Below are 19639 nucleotides of genomic sequence, written 5' to 3' on the forward strand. Positions count from 1 at the left end.
CGAGGAACAATAGTGGCGCCGTCGCGGCGGGCGTGATTGGCGGGATGCTGCTCGGCGGTATGGCGGTCTCGGCTGCCCGCCAGCGCGATCACACCGCGTGGAATAACCACGTGAACTGGTGCTCGCAGCGTTATCGCTCCTATCGGGTTTCGGACAATAGCTGGCAACCCAACAATGGCCCGCGCCGGCAGTGCATCTCGCCCTTCTGAGCAATGTCCCGCAGGTCTTCTCGAGAGCGCCAGTTTGGGAGGACTATTGTGCTGCGAAACCTATCAATCGCGGTAATTGGCGCCCTGATGATTGCAAGCTTCAAGCATTCCGCGTCTGGCGCGTCCATTGGCGCGGGCAATCCCTATCCCGTCAGCAACTACACATGCCAGGACGGCACGCGTCTGGCAGTGCGTCTCCTCGGTGATCGCGCTTCGGTATCCGTCAACGACGCGGCCGAGGTTGATCTGCCCTCGATGGGGCCAGAAGGCACGATTTTTTCGAACGGCCAATGGACACTCACCATCATACAGGGACAGCTGTCGTGGGGCGTTGGCCGGGCTGTGCCGTCCGCATGCGCCGGCGGTTGAGCATCTTTGACGCAATTCCAGACGGAAAACCGTTCACACTTTTCCTGGAATTGCTCTAGAGCCCAAAAGAGTTCTGCAGCAGGAGGTTACCCAGCGTGTGCGCCTTGTCATGCGGCGGACTACTCTGCTGCAAGAGCGCGGGCGACCGGCCTCGCCAGCCTTCCGCGCGCGCCTCCTTGGGCGTGATGCCGAACTCCTTCCTGAACATGCGGCTGTACATCGAGGGGTCCGTGAAGCCCCATTCCTCGGCAACGATCCAGATCGGCCGCCCATCGGAACTGTCGGCCAGTATGTCGCGCGTCTTGAGGAGGCGCTTGCGGCGGATATAGTTCGAAACGCCTCCGACCGGCTCAAAAACCCGGTAAAGGCGGGAGCGGGACACGCCGATGTCGCGGCAGAGCCTGTCGGGCGTCAGGTCGGGGTCGTTCAACTTCTGTGCGATCATCTTGGAGGCACGTTCGACGATCACGGCGTCGATCGCATTCCGGGCCTCGACGATATGGTCACGCGACAGGGTCAGACAGGCCGCGAGCAGGTTTGTCGTCGCGGCAGCGATGTGTGGAGCGTCCGCGACCCTCAAATCGGGCAGGGAACGATCCAGCAGAAGCAGGAAATCGACCAGGAACAGGCTCGACTCTTCACGTATTTCAACTCTAGACGATCGGATGAACGGCAGGCTGCGAGGCATCATAAGGGCAACGCAGCCGTTATCTTCCGCGACATACTCGAAAGGTTCGGCCAAGGACTCCATAACCGGCTTCCCAGCCTTCCATTTCCCGCCGGAACTCCGATCCTTGGACAACGGTAAAAACAAGTACCAATTGTCAATTGTGGCCCTTTTCAAGTGGCGCCAACGGTAGCGGTTGCCTTCACCTGGCAAACCTAGCCGCACGGTTGTTATCGTTCCGAGATTCCACGCCACTTGGCGCGCTGGAAACGATTGGAACTTTTCCTGCACGGGCTCGAATTCGCAAACACCTTCATGCCAACTTCGAAACAGGTCGAATTGCTCGGCGGATGGAGCCGAGAAGGTATCGAGATCAATGGCGCGTTTCAGTGTCTCGTGAATGCCTGCTACCTCGGCAGGTTGTCCAGATGAGGCTCTATCTCTTTGTTCAAGCATGATCTTTTCCGAAAACCGGCTCTTTTCCGGGATCATGCGCTAGAGAACGATAACACGGGCGCCGTTGCGCACCGTGCCGTAGAGTTCAAAAATGTGTTCGTTCAACATCCGGATGCAACCGGACGATGCGGCTTTGCCAATAGTCCACGGCTCATTGGTCCCATGAATGCGATAGAGCGTATCCCTGCCATTGCGATACAGATACAGCGCCCGTGCTCCGAGAGGGTTGTTTGGGCCACCGGGGACGCGCTGCGGTAAGCTTGGATTGCGGCGTCGCATGTTGGCGGTAGGAGTCCAGGTTGGCCATTTGGCTCTTCGTCCAACTATTGCCTCTCCACTCCATCTCTGTCCGTCCCGACCGACTGCAATCCCAAAGCGGATCGCCCTGCCGGCATCTTCGACATAATACAGGAAGCGTTCTTGCTTGTTGATAAGGATTGTTCCGGGGGATTCCTTGCCCGAATAAGGCACCATTTGCCGATGGAGGTGCTGGGGAACACGTGCCTTGTCGACAAGAGGAATGTCGAACGGCTTGTCTGGTATTCTCCCGATATACCAACTCTTCTGGGAGGCTTCCGCGCGACCGAATAGTGCCAGAAATGATATCCCTCCAACAATCACGGATCGTCTGTTTAAAGAATTTACCAAATGAATCTCCTACCCTCGATCAGATCGCGTCAGCCGAGGAAAGCGTATTGGGTTCATAACCTGATCTCAGCCCAGACAAGTCCTCAGGCAATTTTTTATACATTCAATTCCGTGGATTTATTGAATTTCGTTGGGCATGATCTTCCGGCACCCTCGATGACAGGCGTTCGGTTGCTGCCTGCACGAGAAAGTAGATCGCGGGAACGATCAGCAAGCCGATCGTCGTGGCTGCGATCATGCCTCCAAAGATCGTAACGCCAACAGCCTGCCGCGCACCCGCGCCGGCGCCTGTCGATACGACAAGGGGAATGATGCCGAGAATGAAGGAGACCGCGGTCATCATGACGGCCCTGAAGCGCTGCTCTGCTCCGGTCCGCGCGGCCTGGATTATGCTTAGTCCCTCACCACGCCGCTCCTTGGCGAATTCCACGATCAGGATGGCATTCTTCGCCGCCAGCCCGATCAGCAGCACGATGGCGATCTGCACGTAGAGGCTGTTCTGCAACCCGAAGGCCCACAATGCCGCCACGGCGCCAAAGAGAGCGGCTCCGAGCGAAAGGATGACGACCAGCGGAAGCGACCAGCTCTCATACTGGGCGACAAGGAAGAGATAGGCAAACAGGAACGCCAGCGCGAAGACCAGCCCCTCCTGTCCACTGCCGCGCCGCTCCTGAAACGACAGCCCCGACCACTCGAAGCCATAGCCGTTCGGCAACACCTGGGCCGCCGTCTTCTCCATGGCATCCATGGCGGCGCCGCTGCTGCTTCCGGGTGCTGTAATGGCGTTTATGGGAGCGGCGACCGACAGATTGTAGCGCTGGATGGCGAACGGCGACAGGATGGTCGTCAACGACGCCAGATTGCTCAATGGCACCATGGTGCCGTTCCGGCTGCGCACATGCAGCTTGAAAATGTCCTCCGCATGGGCGCGGAAATCGGCATCGGCCTGCAGATTGACCTGGAACACGCGGCCATTGAGCGTGAAATCATTGACATAGCGCGATCCGAAGGCCGCGCCGATGGTGGAATAGACGTCCGATACGCTTACCCCAAGTGCCTCGGCGCGCGTCCTGTCGACGTCGACATAGACCTGCGGGACATTCGCGCTGAAGGTGGTAGCGGCCCCGCCGAGATCCGGCAGGTGATTGAAGGCGCCAAGCAGGGCGCCGACGACCTGCGCGATCTCTTGCGGTGGCTGCCCCTCAAGCGCCTGCAGGCGGAAGTCCAGGCCACCGACCGAGCCGATGCCGGCAATCGCCGGTGGAGCGAAGACGGCGACATTGGCGCCCGGGATCTGGGAAAACTTCATCCGCAGCGCCTGCAGGATGCCGGCGAGCTGCAGTTCCCTGGACGTGCGCTCGTCCCACGGCTTCAGCGCCGCGACCGCCATTGCGCCGCTTGGCGAACTCGTCGACTGAAGGATGCTGAACCCGGCAACCGTGATGACGTCCTGCACGCCGCCGGTGTCGGTTAGAATCTTGCGCACGTCCTCCACGATGGCCTTCGTGCGGTCGAGTGAAGCGGCATTCGGCAGCTGGATGTCGACGAACAGCGCCCCCTGGTCCTCGTCGGGCAAGAAAGTCGACGGCAGCCCGGTGAAGATCAGATAGGCGGCAACGAAACAGGCAAGCAATCCCGCCAACGGCACATACCAATGCCCCACCAGAAACCCGACGAGGCGCCCATAGCCGTCGCGCGTCTTGTTCATGAATGCCGTGAACCAGGCCAGCGGGCCACGTTTGAAATAGCCCACATCGCGCCGCAGAAGCAGTGCGGCCAGCGCGGGACTCAGGGTCAGGCCGACGAAAGAGGAAATCACCAGCGACGAAGACAAGGTGACAGCGAACTGCCGGTAGAGCTGGCCGCCTATGCCGCCGAGAAACGCCGTCGGCGTCACCACGGCAAGCAGCACCAGGGTCGTGGAAATGATCGGCCCGGTGATCTGATGCATCGCCTTGCGTGTGGCGTCGGCGACTCCAATGTCAGGCGTATCCTCCAGCACATGCTTGACGTTTTCGACGACGAGGATGGCATCGTCCACCACCAGGCCGATTGCCAGCACCAGTGCCAGAAGAGAAATCATGTTCAGCGAATAGCCGGCGGCAAACAGCACCGCCACGGCGCCCAGCATGGAGACAGGGATGGCAAGCGCCGAGATGAATGTGGCGCGCCAATCCTGCAGGAACACATAGGTGACGGCGAGAACGATCAGGAAGGCTTCAAGCAGGGTTCTGGTCGTCAGCGAGATGCTGGCATTCACGAAGCGGGTCGCATCGTAGACGATGTGATACTGCATGCCTTTGGGGAAGCGCGGCGAAAGGCGCTCCAGTTCGGCGCGGACCGCCGTTGCGGTCTGGATGGCGTTGGCACCGGGAGACTGGTTGACCTGCATCATCGCCGACGCGTGCCCGGCGAAGCTGGCGCTCGAAGCATAGCTCAGCGCGCCAAGCTCGAGCCGCGCTATGTCGCGCAGGTAGACCTTGGCCCCGGACTCGCCCGTGCGCACGACGATGTCGCCGAAGTCCTCGGCGCTCCTCAGCCGCCCCTGCGCGACCAGCGTGTATTGCAGTTCGGAGCCCCGTGCCTGCGGCGGCGCGCCCGCCTGCCCGAGCGTCGCCTGGATATTCTGCCGTTGGATGGCGGCCGAAACATCGTCGGGCGTCAGCCCAAGCGCGTCCATGCGCTGCGGATTGAGCCACACCCGCATCGAGTATTCCGAAGCTCCGGCAACGGAAGCCTCGCCCACGCCCGGCACGCGCGATATCGCGTCGGCGACCGTCGTGGTGATGAAATTCGTGATCGCCAAGGCATCGAGGCTGTCGTCCGGAGAATAGAAAGCGATGCCAAGGACGAAATCCGGCGAGCGGGCACGCACGGAGACCCCTTGCTGGGCGACCGCCGCCGGCAGGCGTGAAATCGCCAACTGGGCGCGGTTCTGCACGTTGATCTGCGCTGTCTCCGGATCGGTTCCAACTTCGAAGGTCACCGACAGCGTGTACTGGCCGGCGTTGGAACTGGTGGACGACATGTACATCATGTGATCCACGCCGTTGATGGCCGTCTCGAGGGGGCCGCCGACCACATCGGCAATGACTTCCGCGCTTGCTCCCGGGTAGGAAGCCGACACGGTAACCGTCGGAGGCGTGATCTGCGGATATTGCTGTATGGGAAGGGAAAACACCGCGATCGCTCCGGCGATCGAAATGATGATCGAGATAACGATCGCGAGCCTGGTGCGGGTGATGAAGAGATCGGAGATCATTGCGCGCTCTCCGCTTCACGGGGTGTGACCTGCTGACCATCGGAAATGCGTTGCAGTCCCTCGACGACGATTGTTTCGCCGCCCTTCAGTCCGCTCGTCACCGCCCAGCGATTGTCGATGCGCGCGCCGGTCGTAATCGCCTGCCTGGTCACCGTGTCATTGTCGTTGAGTATGAAGACGAATTTGCCCTGGCGGTCCTGAAGCACGGATGCCATCGGCACCAGCGGCAGTTCCTTGGCCTCTTCGTCGACGACGGTGAGCCGGACGAACTGGCCAGGCGTCAATATATGGTTGGGGTTGGAAAACACAGCGCGCACGGCGACGGTACCGGTCTGCTGGTTGACCTCATTGTCGATGAACTGCACCCGGCCCGGCGAAGTGAATTGCGTGCCGTTGGCAAGCGACAGGGTGAGGCCGAACTTGTTCGGGTCGATCTTGTGGCCGCCAGCGAGTTTCTGCCTGATGTCGACCAAGGTGCTGTCGGCGATCGAGAATGCGACGCGGACAGGGTCGAGTTGCACGATGCGCGCCAAGGGTCCAGAGCCCGGCCCCACGAGATTGCCGGGAGTCGCCAGGGAGCGGCCGATGGTCCCGTCGATAGGCGATTTGATCTGGGCGTAGGAAAGGTTGAGTTCGGCCGTGTTGAGCGCTGCATTGGCGCCTTGGACGTCCGCCGCGGCTATGTCGAATGCTGCCTGCGCATCGTCCAGCGTGGCCTGCGAAACGGTCTTGCGGTTGAACAGGTCCCTGGCGCGTGACAGGCTTTGTTGCGCTGCATTGCGCGTAGCCTCCATCCTTGCCACCTGCGCCTGGGCGGACATCAGCGCCGCCGACAGTTGATCCGGCTCGATTTCGAAAAGCAGATCGCCTTCCTTGACGCCCTGGCCTTCCGAGAACTTGACCTCCTTCAGCAGGCCGGAGACGCGTGCTTGAAGGTCGACCGCCTCGATCGCCTCGACCTGCGCGTTATATGTCAGCGGTGGGCTTGCAGGGCCGGACAGGATTTTTTGCACCACCACCGGCATTGCCGCCGCCGGTTGCGCGCTCTGTGTACGCGCCGTTCCCGCGAAGCCGGCCACTCCGACCAGCAATACGGCCACCACGACCGTGGGTCGAAAATCGAAACTGCGTCTCATCGTGGATCCTCGCATCCTGTTCTCAAGACAAGATCTTCGTCCTGCGCACGCTCAGCGCAATGACGAGATACGCCAGCCCGGCAATCATCAAGGAGAAGCCGGCCACAAGACCAGTCGGCATCTCTCTGACCATTGGCCACTTCAGAATTATGGAAACGCTTGCAAATATAGCGACAATCCCGGAAACAACGAACCAATACCAATGACTCGACTTCCTGACCTCAATCGCGATCATGATCTGAAGAATTCCGTGCACTAACAATACAAACGCTATGAATAGCGATATCGCAGCCGACGCCTTTACGGGATTGAAGTAAATCATGATGCCGCCGATGAGCTCGAAGAAGCCGGTCAGCTCTTGCCATACGAAACCGGCCCAGCTCTTGATCCAAAGGGACTGTATGACCTTGACGACGCCGACCGCCATCAATGCCACGGCGAACACGACACTGGATGCGAAGTTGGAAACGGCCGGGACAGAGACGGAAAACACGCCACCCGCAAGCAAGAGAAGCCCAAAGAGCAGAAACCTGCGCCATTTGCCCTGCTCGATTTCGGCTCTTTCAGCTGGCGTCGCAGGCGATTGATCTGATTTTCCGGTCATCTCTCCGCTCCACGCCCGCCTAGATATCGGCCTCACGGCCGACGAAATGAACAATTTCTTTCATGGCCAAGAAACCAATTAGCGCATCAATAGATCTTTCTTCCCCTTTTTCTGAAATAACAGAGACATTTATCTCTGAAATGCTTTTCTCTTCATCAATATCGCTATCCATGGACATGAGCCGAAGATTTTTCAATGCTATTGCCTGGACGATAGAAGACTTTACGACGTCTGCTTTCTGCAAATCGCACTGTATTTTTACAAAATAGACTTTTTCATTATTCGTAGGCAGGGAAGAATATCCGGCCACATGGAGAGCGAGCCGAGGCAGGAGGATATTCGACAGGATCACGAACAAGGTCGTTTCCACCGAGAGCAGCAGGAAGCCGTAGCCGACGAACACACCCACGGCCCCGGTGCTCCAGACGGTAGCAGCCGTGCTCAACCCCCTAATGCTGGTGCCGTCCCTCATGATCAGGCCGGCGCCCAGAAAGCCGATGCCCGTTACCACCTGGGACCCCATGCGCAGATCCAGTTCCAGTCCAAGCGCACCGGGCAAGGACGCATAGGACGCCGCGCCCAGCGCGACCAGGGCATGGGTCACGAGCCCGGTATGGCGCTGCTTGTATTGGCGCTCCACACCGATCAGAATGCCAAGCAGCAGGGATAGCGCCAGCTTCAGCATGATCGAGTGGTCTGCTATCAGATTGGCTATCATTCGCGGTGCCGATGCCTCATGTCACAGTCGTCGAAGACGAGCACATCGTCATGTCTGGTGTATCGAAGAGAGCCATCGGCTGGCCCACGCGTTCAAAGATCAATTTCAGCGAGAAGTCCGCCGGCCGGCGGACCGGGCGCCGATCGGGCAGGCAAGTGCTGATATTTCTCGATGAACCAACTGGTTCGCCGAGACTTTTCCGCGATCGCCGGCTCCTCAAGACCGTGAAGTCGAGAGGGGTCAACTGATCGCTGTAAAGCGGATGCGGCATGTGGAATTTCCGCCGACGCTCACAGGGCGCTCTTGTGCAGCCGACCATCCTTCATGATCAACACAAGGTTCTTCTGCGGATCTTCGAGCAGCTTTATGTCGTCGACTGGATTGCCGTCCACGACGAGCAGATCCGCAAACGCCCCCTCCTCGATGACACCGATCTTGCCGGGGTATGGATTTCGAAGATTGGAAAGCCCAAGCAGCTCGGCATTGCCGGAGGTAGCCATCTGCAGGACTTCAGCGTTCTTGTACCAGTTGGCCAAATGCGTGAGCATTATGCTCTGGCGCGGACCCAACGCAGGCGAGAATAGCACGTCGGAGCCCCAGGCCGTCTTGATGCCGTGCTTGCGAGCGAAGGCATATATCCTCGGCGTGCCTGAGAAAAGCTGCTCGGCGCGGTCGGCGCTAGGTCCCGTCAGCTGGCCGGTGTCGTCCACTGTCAGGAAAGGCTGGGTGCTGAGCCATGCGCCCTTCTCGGCGATCATCGCCGCCGTGTCCTCATCCATCAGATGCGCGTGCTCGATTGACTGCACCCCAGCTAACAGCGCGCGTCGTATCGCGCGAGACGTATAGGCGTGCACGGTAACGTAGGTGTTCCAATCCTGTGCCACTTCGACGCCTGCCCGCAACTCTTCTTCGCTGAAGGTAACTATGTCCAGCGGACTGCGGGGCGACGATACACCACCGCCGCCCACCAACTTTATCTGTGACGCGCCTTGCAGAAGCTGCTCCCGGATCCGCATCTTCAGGTCACCGATATCGTCGACGATGGCCGCTCCCCCCAGAAGCTCACCTTTGCTGAGCTTGCCGCCGTCGCGCGGAATCTCGCTCGGCAGGCGAAGATCGGCGTGCCCCCCGGAGGTCGTGATCATCGCGCCGGAGGGATAGATGCGCGGGCCAGGGATCAGCCCAGTGTCGATTGCCTGCTTGAAGGAGAAGGAAGGGCCTCCCAGATCGCGTACGGTGGTGAAGCCGCGACTGAGCGTGCGATCCGCCTCGGCGGTGGACGCGGCGAAGATAATCCCCGGATCACCGTTAAGCAGGATGTTGACCGGGACCGCCGCGAAGATCGCATGCCAATGCGCGTCGATGAGCCCTGGCATGAGCACGCCGTTGCGGCATTTGATGACGGTAGCGTCGCTGGGCGCGGGCGCATTCGTCATATCGATGCTGGAGATCCTGTTGTTTTCCACCAGGATTTGAGCGCCATCCTTCACCGTGCCCGATTTGCCGTCGAAGAGCCGGACCTCGCGAAACAGGGTCTTGGTGGGGGCCGCGGCCGTCTGCGCGAACGAGGGCCTGGCCAGCACGCCGGCAATGGTTGCCGCCCCAATGCCCGAAAGAAAACTGCGCCGTGAAAAGGCCTCCAGGCGACGGGAAGCCTTTTGAAGATCGGGATTGAAACAGCCGCAACCGGAACTGTGAACCAGGTGACTGTACTTCGAGCCTAGCCGCAGCATGTCTTTTGCTTTCGGTTGGGCGACACTGGCACGTTGCGGAACGGCGCTTCGTGTCGCGGTTCTTGTTGTTTCAGGCCCCTCACTCGACCAGCGCGTCTCCGCCGACAGGGTTGGCGCTATCGAAGATGAGGAATACGATCGGAGTTCCGGATTCGGCTGTTGCATCGGTCCGCCTGGCGCCGACCTTGCCGCCGAAGGTCGCGGAATATTCCGCGACGACTTCACCGAAGGTGTTCCTCTGGATGGCGACTTTCTGGCCGGGCTGCACGGTTTCATTGAGCTCGACCAGCAACTCGACGAAGCCGCCATGCGTCGCGATGACGGGAAACATGCCGTCCGCGACGAAAACATTCGAATCCTTGCTGGTCTTGCCTATGGGGCCTGAAATTATTCCGTGATGCTTGATGACGTTCATCGTCCCTTCCACGAACAGGGCGATCATGGCGTGATCGAAGATCCGCGGCTTGCCGATCTCGGGCGTGAAGGCCGGAATGCCGGCATCGATGAGGGCATTGGCAAGAAGGCCATGCTCGCCAAAGTTGTCGAAGATCTGATCGACGGGATAGAGTTCCGCCATCGCCCGCACTTCGGGGATATCCATGCGCGCAAGATGGAACGCCGTCGCGTCCATACCTGTGGCGGCTGTATGAAAATCGATCGCGTAGTCGAGGTTTGACCGCAGAAGCCGGTTGAACACCAGGCCGGCGTGGCGCGACGGCGCGTCGGGAGCGCCCTCATTGCCGGGGAACAGCCGATTGATGTCGATCAGGTCGATCCCGCGCCCCGAATTCGGCCATCGCCGTTCCATGCCCTCCATTGCGGGGCGCGAAATGTCGAATACCGCCATCACGGATCCGGACATGGCGGCCGGATCGAGTTCCCGCATCACGGATTGCACGGTGTGAATGGGGCTCATTTCATCGCCATGCACCCCGCTCATCAGCCCCAGCCGTTTGCCCGGGGCCGCTCCCTTGGCCACCATCACCGAGACGTACCAGTGCTGGCCCGTGGGCATCTGTACGCCCTGGAAATAGAAGCCGTGCTTGCCTGGTCCCAGATCCGAGATGTCAAGCGAACTGATAACCTTCTTTCCGTCGATGACATCGCCAGTGTAGACGGTCCCCGATGTCCCGGCGGGTGACGCGCTTGCAGATGCCGAGCCGGTTTGTGCCTGCGCCGGTCCGGTCATGAGCGCAGCGGCAGCGCCGATCGTGGCGACCGACGCGATCATGAAGTCGCGACGTCCGAGGCCCTCGCTGGTTTCATTCGCCATGACTGCGGCCCTTGCCGATGAGGATCATGTTGGAGGTCTCGCGATGACGCCTACAAGGGCGGCCAGATCATCCCTGCCGATTCCCGTTGAGAGCGTGATGTCCGGGCATTAGTCCACCGGACGTTTCAGCGAGTACAGCCTCAAATAACAAAAATGGACTGGCGGTCTATGATTGGGATGCTTTGCATACTGACAGGACAGCCATCCACAACTCATGTGAAAGCGTCGGGTACTATACAACCACCACAACCACTCCGCGGCTTCCGTCGTGCGCGATCGGGATCGATCAGCGGATTTTCCAGCAGACCGGTCAGACGGGCCGGACAGCATGTTAACGATTGGTTAATAGGATTTATATGCTGTGAATAAGCAAGCGTTACACCAGTTCTTGGCGACTGGTCTGCTTGAAGTGGTTACGTTATCATGAAGCAGACGTGCCGCCATAATCCGTGTTGCGCCAATAAGACGGAGAGTTGCCATGGATGCCAGGGTTGATGCAGCCGGGCGATCCGGAAGAGAAGATGCCGAGCAGCCCCTGCAATGCGCCGTCGACATCGACACCTCTTCGGCACCACCCGCCGAGCAATTCGACCTGTTTCGAAGCTGGTATCAAGATGTTGCCGACACTGAACTTCTGCAAGAACGGAGCCATTCGTTTCCAGCACATGAAACGGTATGGGATCTGGGAACCTTGGCTGTCATGTTCCTGGAATTGCCTGGCAATGGCTACCGCTGTCGCTGGCGGCATTTGAAAAACCCTTCGGTAGACAATTGGTATTTGAGCCTGCCCTTGGCCAAGGGCAGGCATCCTGGAAATTGGCAGGTCGTGAAAACGACCCTGCAATCCTTTGCGGAGCCCTATGAGTGCGTGACGGAGAACGATGCCCTCCTTGCTCTTTTCTTGCCACGCGACCTGCCTTTCATCCAATCGTCCAGGATTGAATTACGCGAGGAGTCGAAAAGGCTCTTGGCAGACTACATGCTTCTACTGCACCGTTCTTTTTCCGAGCTGAGGGCGGTGGGCGTATCGCACATTGCCACTGCGACCACCAATCTGGTGGCTGCGTGCGTGTCACCATCGCATGACCGCGTCACCGAGGCGCAGCGTGTGATCGATGCCGTGATCGTCGAGCGCGCCGCCAAAATCATTGCACAAAGGTTGAATGATCAGTCCTTGGCACCCGACAAGCTTTGCCGCGACCTCGGCGTGTCCCGCTCCCGCCTCTACCGGATGTTTGAACCGGTTGGAGGTGTTTCTAACTATATCCGCCACCAACGCCTGCTCAAGACACGCGACATACTTTCTGACAGCTTGGACGGGCGACCGATCTCCACCATTGCCGGGGATTGGGGCTTCATGGATCCATCTGCATATAGCCGGATGTTCAGGAAGGAATTCGGCATTACGCCAAAGGAGGCACGCGTGGAAGGCTGGCAAGGCGCCCAGGCAGCGACCTTGCAGCAGATCAGTCAGCCAGACAGTAGGGTGCACACGTTGAGCGGTCTTCTGCTGCGAAACAGCTTTGGGCACTAAAGCGCGTCGCGTCGAAACGGATTCATGCGCCGCGCTTTAGGTCCCTGTTTGTGCATGTCGTCTTCCCAAAACCGAGGTCACTTTTGGGCGACATGCATTAGACCGCGATGAGACCCGCGACGATGCCGTAGATTGCCGCGACCGCGCCAAGTGCGGCGACGACGAATATCCCCATCTCGACGGGAGTAAACACCCTCTGCCCCCGCTCCTTCCGAGCCATGACAAAGAGGATCGTGCCCGGTCCGTAGATGGCGGCCGAGAGCAACAGGTGCTTGGCGCTGGCGGCGTAGATGAGACCGGCCGTATAGACCAATGCTATCGCTGCCCTTGCGAAATCGACACGCCGCGCCGCGGGGGCGTTCTCGTAACTCTCACCACTCCATGCGAGCTTGAATCCATAGGCGGCGACCAGAAGATAAGGGATGAGGATCATGGAACTGGTCAGTTCGAGCGCGAGCCGGAACGCCTGCTGAGCAAAGAGCGTGAGGACCAGAAAGACCTGCACGACAATATTGGTCAGCCAGAGCGCACTCGACGGCACGCCATGCTTGTTCTTGTGCGCAAGAAAACGCGGCATGGTCTGGTGATGTGATGCGGTGAACAGGATTTCAGCGGCCAGCAGCACCCAGGACAGATAGGCGCCGGCAACGGAGATCAGCAGGCCAAAGCTGACGAACTTGGCGCCCCATGGCCCGACCACCGCCTCCAGCACCCCGGCCATGGATGGATTGCGCAGCGCCGTCAACTCGGGACGAAGCATGATGCCGTAGGACGGGGTGGTCACCAGCACAAGCAGACAGAGCACGCCGAGAAAACCAAGGAGCGTCGCGACCCCGACATCCCCGCGGTTGCGTGCGTAACGCGAATAGACGCTCGCTCCTTCGATTCCGACAAAGACGAATACGGTCACCAGCATCGTCCCGCGAACCTGGCTCGCGACGCTGCCAACGCTGACGTCTTCCCCGCCCCAGAAATTGGCTGTGAAGATGTCGGCGCTGAAGCCGTAGATCACGAAGACGATAAACAGAAAGATCGGAATGATCTTGGCGTAGGTAACGACGGTATTGATCGCCGCCGCTTCCTTGACTCCCCGCAGGATCAGCGAATGCACGATCCACAGAAGCATCGAGGAAATGACGATCGCCGCGACAGTATTGCCATCGCCGAACACAGGAAAGAAGAGGCCTAGCGTCGACTTTATCAGCACGAAATAGGAAACGTTGCCAAGCACGGCGGCTGACCAGTAACCGAGGGCCGAGAGGAAGCCGAGATAGTTGCCAAAGCCAGCCTTGGCATAGGCGTATACGCCCGCATCGAGATCCGGCTTGCGAAGCGACAGGGTCTGGAAGACGAAAGCCAACATCAGCATGCCGACGCCGGCGATAGCCCAGGCGATCAAGGCTCCGAACGGGCCGGTTTCGCGACCGAAGGCCTGTGGCAACGAGAAGATGCCCGCGCCAACCATCGAGCCGACGACCATGGCCGTCAGGGTCCATATCGAGAATTTTTGCTGAACGGCTGAATTCATCGAATCGGATCAATTGCTTTGGCAGATGGCGGTCGAGGAGGTGTTTTTGTCATGCCTGCAACCTAGCTCGAGTCTGACGGCCATGTGATTGGCATAAAATCCCGCCAGTATACCTGACGTCCCAAACCTTTGCCGCGACTCGTTTCACCGATTGCCGCCGTCCGGATTTACTGCTTCTGATCGTACATAACCTTGCTGGATCGAGACGTGTCGGCGAGGCGTCTGATCGCGAACTTCAGTTCGCGCAGCCAGGAGAGAGGTTCATGGCTTCAAACGAGACTCAGAAGCTTTCGCTGTTTGCGCTGACCAGCATGGTTGTCGGATCGATGGTCGGCGCGGGCATTTTCAATCTGCCTGGCCGGTTCGCGACTGCGACAGGTCCGTTCGGCGCGATCATCGCCTGGGTAATTGCGGGAACCGGCATGTACATGCTGGCGCGGGTGTTCCAGGCGTTGGCCGAGAAGAGGCCGGACATCGACTCGGGCGTCTTCGCCTATGCCAAGGCCGGCTTCGGCAACTACATGGGCTTCCTGTCCGCCTTCGGCTACTGGCTTGGCAGTTGCCTGGGCAACGTCTTCTACTGGGTGCTCATCGGCTCGACGCTGGGGCGGTTCTTTCCCGGGATCTTCGGGGACGGCAGCAGCGCCCTCGCCATCATCGTGTCGCTGATCGGCATCTGGGCTTTCCACTTCATGATCCTTCGCGGCGTCGAGCAGGCGACCTTCATCAACACTATCGTGACGATCGCCAAGATCGTGCCGATCCTGGTCTTCATCCTGCTCCTGATCTTCTTCTTCCATTTCGGGCAGTTCCGCGAGAATTTCTTCGGCGGCGTCGACATGCCGCCGAAGACCCTGATCGCCCAGATCCGCGACACGATGCTGATCACGGTCTTCGTCTTCCTTGGCATCGAGGGCGCGAGCGTCTATTCCCGCTTTGCCAAGGTGCGTTCCGACGTCGGCACGGCGACGATCCTCGGCTTCGTCGGCGTCACCGGCCTGATGGTGGCGGTCACGCTGCTGCCCTACGCGGCGCTGCCGCAATCGGCCATCGCCGGTGTCCAGCAGCCGTCGATGGCCGGCGCTCTCGAAGCAGTCGTCGGTCACTGGGGCGCGGTCTTCATCTCGATCGGCGTTCTGATCTCGGTGCTCGGCGCCTATCTTGCCTGGTCCCTCATCTGCGCCGAGGTGCTGTTCGCGGCGGCGAAGTCGGAGGACATGCCAAAGCTCTTCGCGGCGCAGAATGGCAACAGGGTCCCCGCAAATGCACTCTGGCTGACCAACATCGTCGTCTCGCTCTTCGTGATCTCCACCTACTGGTCCCGGGACGCGTTCAACTTCATGCTCGATATGACCAGCGTCACCGCGCTGCTGCCCTACCTGCTGGTGGCCGGCTACGGCATCCTGCTCGCCCGCAGCGGCGTTGGCTATGAAAAGACGCCGGATCAGCGCGGCCGCGACCAGATCTTCGCCTGGATCGCGGCGATCTACACGATCTTCATGTTCGTCGCCGCCGGGCTCAAATACGTGCTGCTCGTCGCCGTCCTCTTCGTGCCCGGAACCATCCTCTACGTCTGGGCGCGGCGCGAGCAGAAATTGCAGCTGTTCACGCTCGCCGAACTCTTCGTGTTCGCCGTCACGCTCATCGCCGGCCTGGTCGGAGCCTACGGGCTGCTGACGGGCACCATCGCACCTTGAACAGAAAGCAGGAAGGTCATGACAAACAACACTCCATTCGGCGTTCATTCCGAGGTTGGCCAGTTGCGCAAGGTCCTGGTGTGCGCCCCCGGCCGGGCCCACCAGCGGCTGACACCCAGCAATTGTGACGCTCTCCTCTTCGACGACGTGCTCTGGGTGGACAATGCCAAGCGCGATCATTTCGACTTCATGACCAAGATGCGCGACAGAGGCGTCGAGGTGGTCGAGATGCACAATCTGCTGGCCGAGACGGTCGCCATTCCGGAAGCCAAGAAATGGATCCTCGACCAGCAGGTCGTCCCCAACCAGGTCGGCCTCGGCCTGATCGACGAGGTCCGCTCTTATCTCGAGGGCCTCTCCAATCGCGAACTCGCCGAAACGCTGATCGGCGGGCTGTCGACCTTCGAATTCCCGGAGAACATCGGCGGCGAACAACTGGCGCTGATCCGTGACGCGGCTGGCGTCAATGAATATCTGCTGCCGCCGCTGCCAAACACGCTCTATACCCGCGACACCACTTGCTGGATCTATGGCGGCGTGACGCTGAACGCCCTTTACTGGCCCGCGCGCCACGAGGAGACCATCCTCACCACCTCGATATACAAGTTCCACCCCGACTTCGCCGGCAAGGTCAATGTCTGGTGGGGTGACCCGACCAAGGATTGGGGGCTTGCCACATTCGAGGGTGGGGACGTCATGCCGATCGGCAAGGGCAATGTGCTTATCGGCATGAGCGAGCGCACCTCGCGCCAGGCTATCAGCCAGGTGGCGGCCGCCCTGTTTGAGAAAGGGGCTGCCGAACGCGTGATCGTCGCGGCAATGCCCAAGTTGCGCGCGGCGATGCACCTCGACACGGTGTTCACTTTTGCCGATCGCGACTGCGTGCTGCTGTATCCGGACATCGTCAATAGCATCGACGCATTCTCCTATCGCCCTGACGGAAAGGGCGGCGTCGAACTCCACAAGGACAAGGGCAGTTTCGTCGAGACCGTGCGTGACGCGCTTGGTCTCAAGAAGATGCGCGTCGTTGAAACCGGCGGCAACGACTACATGCGTGAACGCACCCAATGGGACAGCGGCGCCAATCTTGTCTGTGCCTCGCCGGGCGTGGTGTTCGCCTATGACCGCAATACCTACACCAACACGCTGCTGCGCAAGGAAGGCATCGAGGTCATCACCATCACCGGCGCCGAGCTCGGGCGTGGACGCGGCGGCGGTCACTGCATGACCTGCCCGATCATCCGCGACGCTGTCGATTACTGACCACTGAACAGCGGACCGCAGGCACCGCCTTGGCTGGAGCAGGCACCGGTGCGGCCTTGCCAACGGTAGTCGTGGCGCGCTCGTGGGCGCGGCAATCGGCGGAGGCACGGGCGCCATCGTCGGCGCCGCCACGGCACCTCGCGAATGCGGGGCCCGCGACCGGTCGGGCCACAAGATGCGTGACCGCAACGGACGACCTGTCATGGTGCGTTGCTGAGCGCTTGGCGGAACTGGAGCCAAAGCATCGTCGGCTCCTCTTCTCCTTCGCGTAGCGGCAATTAATACTGCCGCGAATGACCCGAACAACGCTATGTTTGCCGGCTTTTGGAAGCAGGTGTCATCGTATGATTGCGCAGTGATAGCGCTGTCTTGTATCGTTGCTCCGAAAGCCCGACTGTTTCCCGCGATGTCCTAGAAGTATCTGTGCTGCAATCGCCGCATGCGAGGTCCAAAACCACATCATGACAGAGCGAGCGCTTGTCGCACCTATCTACATCCTGGCGATAATCGCCGTGGTGTCAGCGCTCTATACCGCGGCCGCGGTTCTGGCGCCCGTCGCCTGTGCACTGTTCCTGATAGCGCTGGTGTGGCCTCTGCAACGGAACCTGCAACGATTCCTCCCAAAGCTGCTCGCCCTGGCCGTTGTCGTCTGCCTCGTCGTCCTTGGCTTTTTCGTGTTCGCATCGGCCGCGACCTGGGGATTCAGCCGCATAGGTCGATCGGTCATAGCCGACAGCGCCCGCTTCCAGTTGCTTTACGGTCAGCTTGCCGAGTGGTTGGAGGGCCACGGCATCATGGTGGCCGGCGCATGGGCCGACCATTTCAACGTCGGCTGGCTCGTGCGGATAGCGCAAGGCGTGACGATGCGGCTGAACACCATGATCTCGTTCTGGATCGTGGTTGTCGTCTATGTCTTGCTGGGCCTGCTCGACACCCAAACGATTGCTGACAATGCCCGTGCGGCGTTAAGCCCCGGCACCGCGAGCGTGCTGATCAATGGAAGTGCCCAGACGGCATCGAAGCTGCGCCGCTACATGCTGGTCAGGACGCTGATGAGCCTTGCAACGGGCTTGATGGTTTGGGCGCTGTCAGCCGCCTTCGGCCTGAGATTTGCAGCCGAATGGGGCGTTATCGCCTTCACGCTGAACTATATTCCGTTCATAGGCCCGTTCATCGCGACAACTTTGCCCTCGCTTTACGCTTTGGCGCAATTCGGCTCGCCGCAGGCCGCCATATCGATCTTTGCCGGCCTCAATGTCATCCAGTTCGCGATCGGCAGCTACATCGAGCCACGGGTCGCCGGCTACGCATTGGCGGTGTCGCCTTTCGTGGTCTTGTTCTCGGTATTCTTCTGGTCGTTTCTGTGGGGTGCGTTCGGTGCGTTCATAGGCGTTCCCATCACGATCGCAGTGCTCACCTATTGCACGCAATCGCCATCGACACGCTGGATCGCTCAATTGCTTGGCCCGCCGAGCCAAAACAGGGATGAAACCTAAGCCCGCAAAGACGCGCTCGATAGCGTGGTGTCTGACCGCAAAGGCTGTGTCGAAACCGGTTGATTGTGGTCGCCGTTCCACGTAGCGGCTTTGTTAGCGCCGGATCGGCGCTACCCGCCAAGGAGCCCGACTTGACCGCAAGCACCACCAGCACCCGGCGCGCCCTCATCACTGGCGCCGGCGCCCCGGACGGCATCGGCTTTGCCATTGCCCGCCAGCTCGGCAAGGCCGGGCATTCCGTGTTCCTCACCGGCGCCAGCATGCGGGTGCTTGATCGGGCCGCGGCGCTTTCGGCCGAAGGTATCGATGCCGCTGCAGCGGTCGCCGATCTCACTGTCGCCGCCGATGTCGCTGGGTTGCGGGAGGCCGTCGGGGCGGTGGATATTCTGGTCAACAATGCCGGGATGGGGTCGCTGGCTTCGCCTTCTGTCGACAAGGCGTTCCTGTCGATGACCGAGGCCGAGTGGGACCAGGGGATCGATGTCAGCCTGAAGACCGCGTTTCTGGTCACAAAGGCGTTTCTTCCGGCGATGGTTGCTGCGGGTTATGGGCGCATCGTCAATGTGGCATCGGTCACCGGGCCGCTGGTGTCGTTCGAGGGCACCGCCGCCTATTCGGCGGCGAAGGCCGGCATGGTCGGCCTGACACGGACACTGGCGCTGGAAGTGGCGAAAAGCGGCATCACGGTCAACGCCGTGGCGCCGGGCTGGATCGAGACGGGTGCATCGAGCGAGATGGAGCGGATGGCGGCGCGGCATACGCCGCCTGGGCGGGCTGGACAGCCTGACGAGGTCGCGGCCGCCGTGGTGTTCCTGGCCTCCGAAGCCGCCAGCTATGTCAACGGCACCCTGCTGGTGGTCGACGGCGGCAACAGCCTGCACGAACGCAAGGGCTGACGGGTTTCAGGATCTCACTTGTGGTCGCAATTGGTAAGCCGGCTTCGTGCAATCAAGGGCAGCCCGCCTGCCGCGCGCCAGCCTGGAATGCTTCATCGTTTCACGGAAACGCTCCATCTCCTTGTTTTGACGCAATTCCGGACGGAACCG

16 protein-coding genes are annotated in these 19639 nt (G+C 60.3%); 7 read left to right on the top strand and 9 right to left on the bottom strand.

The window, feature by feature from the left end:
* The first annotated feature begins 59 nt into the window (after positions 1 to 59).
* Complete coding sequence (locus ABVQ20_RS22960; protein ID WP_354462253.1) at positions 60 to 209, top strand: BA14K family protein; 150 nt, start codon at positions 60 to 62, stop codon at positions 207 to 209.
* A gap of 87 nt (positions 210 to 296) precedes the next feature.
* Positions 297 to 578 carry a hypothetical protein gene (locus ABVQ20_RS22965; protein WP_354461753.1) on the top strand — a complete coding sequence of 94 codons (282 nt, stop codon included), beginning with the start codon at positions 297 to 299 and terminating at the stop codon, positions 576 to 578.
* 55 nt (positions 579 to 633) lie between these two features.
* On the opposite strand, the gene ABVQ20_RS22970 is transcribed toward ABVQ20_RS22965, so the two are convergent.
* The 8 genes from ABVQ20_RS22970 to ABVQ20_RS23005 all read right to left on the bottom strand — a co-directional run bounded on the left by ABVQ20_RS22970 (position 634) and on the right by ABVQ20_RS23005 (position 11075).
* Positions 634 to 1737, bottom strand: coding sequence for a helix-turn-helix domain-containing protein (locus ABVQ20_RS22970; RefSeq protein ID WP_354461754.1), 1104 nt, complete (start codon positions 1735 to 1737; stop codon positions 634 to 636).
* Between the two features lie 3 nt (positions 1738 to 1740).
* Positions 1741 to 2349, bottom strand: a complete 609-nt coding sequence (locus tag ABVQ20_RS22975) for a L,D-transpeptidase (protein ID WP_354461755.1) — start codon at positions 2347 to 2349, stop codon at positions 1741 to 1743.
* 103 nt (positions 2350 to 2452) lie between these two features.
* Entirely contained in the window at positions 2453 to 5611 is a 3159-nt protein-coding gene (locus ABVQ20_RS22980; RefSeq protein WP_354461756.1) for an efflux RND transporter permease subunit, read from the bottom strand.
* Positions 5608 to 6747, bottom strand: coding sequence for an efflux RND transporter periplasmic adaptor subunit (locus ABVQ20_RS22985; RefSeq protein ID WP_354461757.1), 1140 nt, complete (start codon positions 6745 to 6747; stop codon positions 5608 to 5610). The genes ABVQ20_RS22980 and ABVQ20_RS22985 overlap by 4 nt, the downstream gene beginning before the upstream one ends.
* Before the next feature lie 22 nt (positions 6748 to 6769).
* Positions 6770 to 7351, bottom strand: a complete 582-nt coding sequence (locus ABVQ20_RS22990; protein ID WP_354461758.1) for an HdeD family acid-resistance protein — start codon at positions 7349 to 7351, stop codon at positions 6770 to 6772.
* A 19-nt stretch (positions 7352 to 7370) separates the two neighbouring features.
* Positions 7371 to 8069 (bottom strand): MgtC/SapB family protein, encoded by a 699-nt coding sequence (locus tag ABVQ20_RS22995; RefSeq protein WP_354461759.1) that lies wholly within the window; start codon positions 8067 to 8069, stop codon positions 7371 to 7373.
* A 290-nt stretch (positions 8070 to 8359) separates the two neighbouring features.
* Entirely contained in the window at positions 8360 to 9802 is a 1443-nt protein-coding gene (locus ABVQ20_RS23000; RefSeq protein WP_354462254.1) for a metal-dependent hydrolase family protein, read from the bottom strand.
* Between the two features lie 79 nt (positions 9803 to 9881).
* Positions 9882 to 11075: a M14 family metallopeptidase gene (locus ABVQ20_RS23005; RefSeq protein WP_354461760.1), complete on the bottom strand. Its 1194-nt coding sequence runs from the start codon at positions 11073 to 11075 to the stop codon at positions 9882 to 9884.
* A 478-nt stretch (positions 11076 to 11553) separates the two neighbouring features.
* Here ABVQ20_RS23005 and ABVQ20_RS23010 point away from each other — a divergent pair, with 478 nt between their 5' ends.
* Positions 11554 to 12609 carry a helix-turn-helix domain-containing protein gene (locus ABVQ20_RS23010; protein WP_354461761.1) on the top strand — a complete coding sequence of 352 codons (1056 nt, stop codon included), beginning with the start codon at positions 11554 to 11556 and terminating at the stop codon, positions 12607 to 12609.
* 97 nt (positions 12610 to 12706) lie between these two features.
* Here the strand turns inward: ABVQ20_RS23010 and ABVQ20_RS23015 are convergent, their stop codons facing one another.
* The gene (locus ABVQ20_RS23015; RefSeq protein WP_354461762.1) at positions 12707 to 14137 is read right to left on the bottom strand and encodes a basic amino acid/polyamine antiporter; all 1431 of its coding nucleotides are present in this window, start codon (positions 14135 to 14137) and stop codon (positions 12707 to 12709) included.
* Between the two features lie 263 nt (positions 14138 to 14400).
* Here ABVQ20_RS23015 and ABVQ20_RS23020 point away from each other — a divergent pair, with 263 nt between their 5' ends.
* The 4 genes from ABVQ20_RS23020 (at position 14401) to ABVQ20_RS23035 (ending at position 19489) form a co-directional block, all read left to right on the top strand.
* Positions 14401 to 15834 (top strand): basic amino acid/polyamine antiporter, encoded by a 1434-nt coding sequence (locus ABVQ20_RS23020; RefSeq protein WP_354461763.1) that lies wholly within the window; start codon positions 14401 to 14403, stop codon positions 15832 to 15834.
* Positions 15835 to 15852: 18 nt separating this feature from the next.
* Positions 15853 to 17097, top strand: a complete 1245-nt coding sequence (gene arcA, locus ABVQ20_RS23025; RefSeq protein ID WP_354461764.1) for an arginine deiminase — start codon at positions 15853 to 15855, stop codon at positions 17095 to 17097.
* A 461-nt stretch (positions 17098 to 17558) separates the two neighbouring features.
* Positions 17559 to 18593, top strand: a complete 1035-nt coding sequence (locus ABVQ20_RS23030; RefSeq protein ID WP_354461765.1) for an AI-2E family transporter — start codon at positions 17559 to 17561, stop codon at positions 18591 to 18593.
* A gap of 131 nt (positions 18594 to 18724) precedes the next feature.
* Positions 18725 to 19489 carry an SDR family oxidoreductase gene (locus ABVQ20_RS23035; RefSeq protein WP_354461766.1) on the top strand — a complete coding sequence of 255 codons (765 nt, stop codon included), beginning with the start codon at positions 18725 to 18727 and terminating at the stop codon, positions 19487 to 19489.
* Positions 19490 to 19639: the final 150 nt, after the last annotated feature.

Origin of the sequence: Mesorhizobium shangrilense (assembly GCF_040537815.1) — a bacterium.
In the GTDB taxonomy this organism is placed as follows: Bacteria; Pseudomonadota; Alphaproteobacteria; order Rhizobiales; family Rhizobiaceae; genus Mesorhizobium; species Mesorhizobium shangrilense.

What these genes read in the sequence shown, in the direction of transcription:
- ABVQ20_RS22960 (WP_354462253.1), top strand. Translation starts at nt 60, where the DNA reads ATGGCGGTCTCGGCTGCCCGCCAGCGCGATCACACCGCGTGGAATAAC.
- ABVQ20_RS22965 (WP_354461753.1), top strand. Translation starts at nt 297, where the DNA reads ATGATTGCAAGCTTCAAGCATTCCGCGTCTGGCGCGTCCATTGGCGCG.
- ABVQ20_RS22970 (WP_354461754.1), bottom strand. Translation starts at nt 1,737, where the DNA reads ATGATCCCGGAAAAGAGCCGGTTTTCGGAAAAGATCATGCTTGAACAA.
- ABVQ20_RS22980 (WP_354461756.1), bottom strand. Translation starts at nt 5,611, where the DNA reads ATGATCTCCGATCTCTTCATCACCCGCACCAGGCTCGCGATCGTTATC.
- ABVQ20_RS22985 (WP_354461757.1), bottom strand. Translation starts at nt 6,747, where the DNA reads ATGAGACGCAGTTTCGATTTTCGACCCACGGTCGTGGTGGCCGTATTG.
- ABVQ20_RS22990 (WP_354461758.1), bottom strand. Translation starts at nt 7,351, where the DNA reads ATGACCGGAAAATCAGATCAATCGCCTGCGACGCCAGCTGAAAGAGCC.
- ABVQ20_RS22995 (WP_354461759.1), bottom strand. Translation starts at nt 8,069, where the DNA reads ATGATAGCCAATCTGATAGCAGACCACTCGATCATGCTGAAGCTGGCG.
- ABVQ20_RS23000 (WP_354462254.1), bottom strand. Translation starts at nt 9,802, where the DNA reads ATGCTGCGGCTAGGCTCGAAGTACAGTCACCTGGTTCACAGTTCCGGT.
- ABVQ20_RS23005 (WP_354461760.1), bottom strand. Translation starts at nt 11,075, where the DNA reads ATGGCGAATGAAACCAGCGAGGGCCTCGGACGTCGCGACTTCATGATC.
- ABVQ20_RS23010 (WP_354461761.1), top strand. Translation starts at nt 11,554, where the DNA reads ATGGATGCCAGGGTTGATGCAGCCGGGCGATCCGGAAGAGAAGATGCC.
- ABVQ20_RS23015 (WP_354461762.1), bottom strand. Translation starts at nt 14,137, where the DNA reads ATGAATTCAGCCGTTCAGCAAAAATTCTCGATATGGACCCTGACGGCC.
- ABVQ20_RS23020 (WP_354461763.1), top strand. Translation starts at nt 14,401, where the DNA reads ATGGCTTCAAACGAGACTCAGAAGCTTTCGCTGTTTGCGCTGACCAGC.
- arcA (WP_354461764.1), top strand. Translation starts at nt 15,853, where the DNA reads ATGACAAACAACACTCCATTCGGCGTTCATTCCGAGGTTGGCCAGTTG.
- ABVQ20_RS23030 (WP_354461765.1), top strand. Translation starts at nt 17,559, where the DNA reads ATGACAGAGCGAGCGCTTGTCGCACCTATCTACATCCTGGCGATAATC.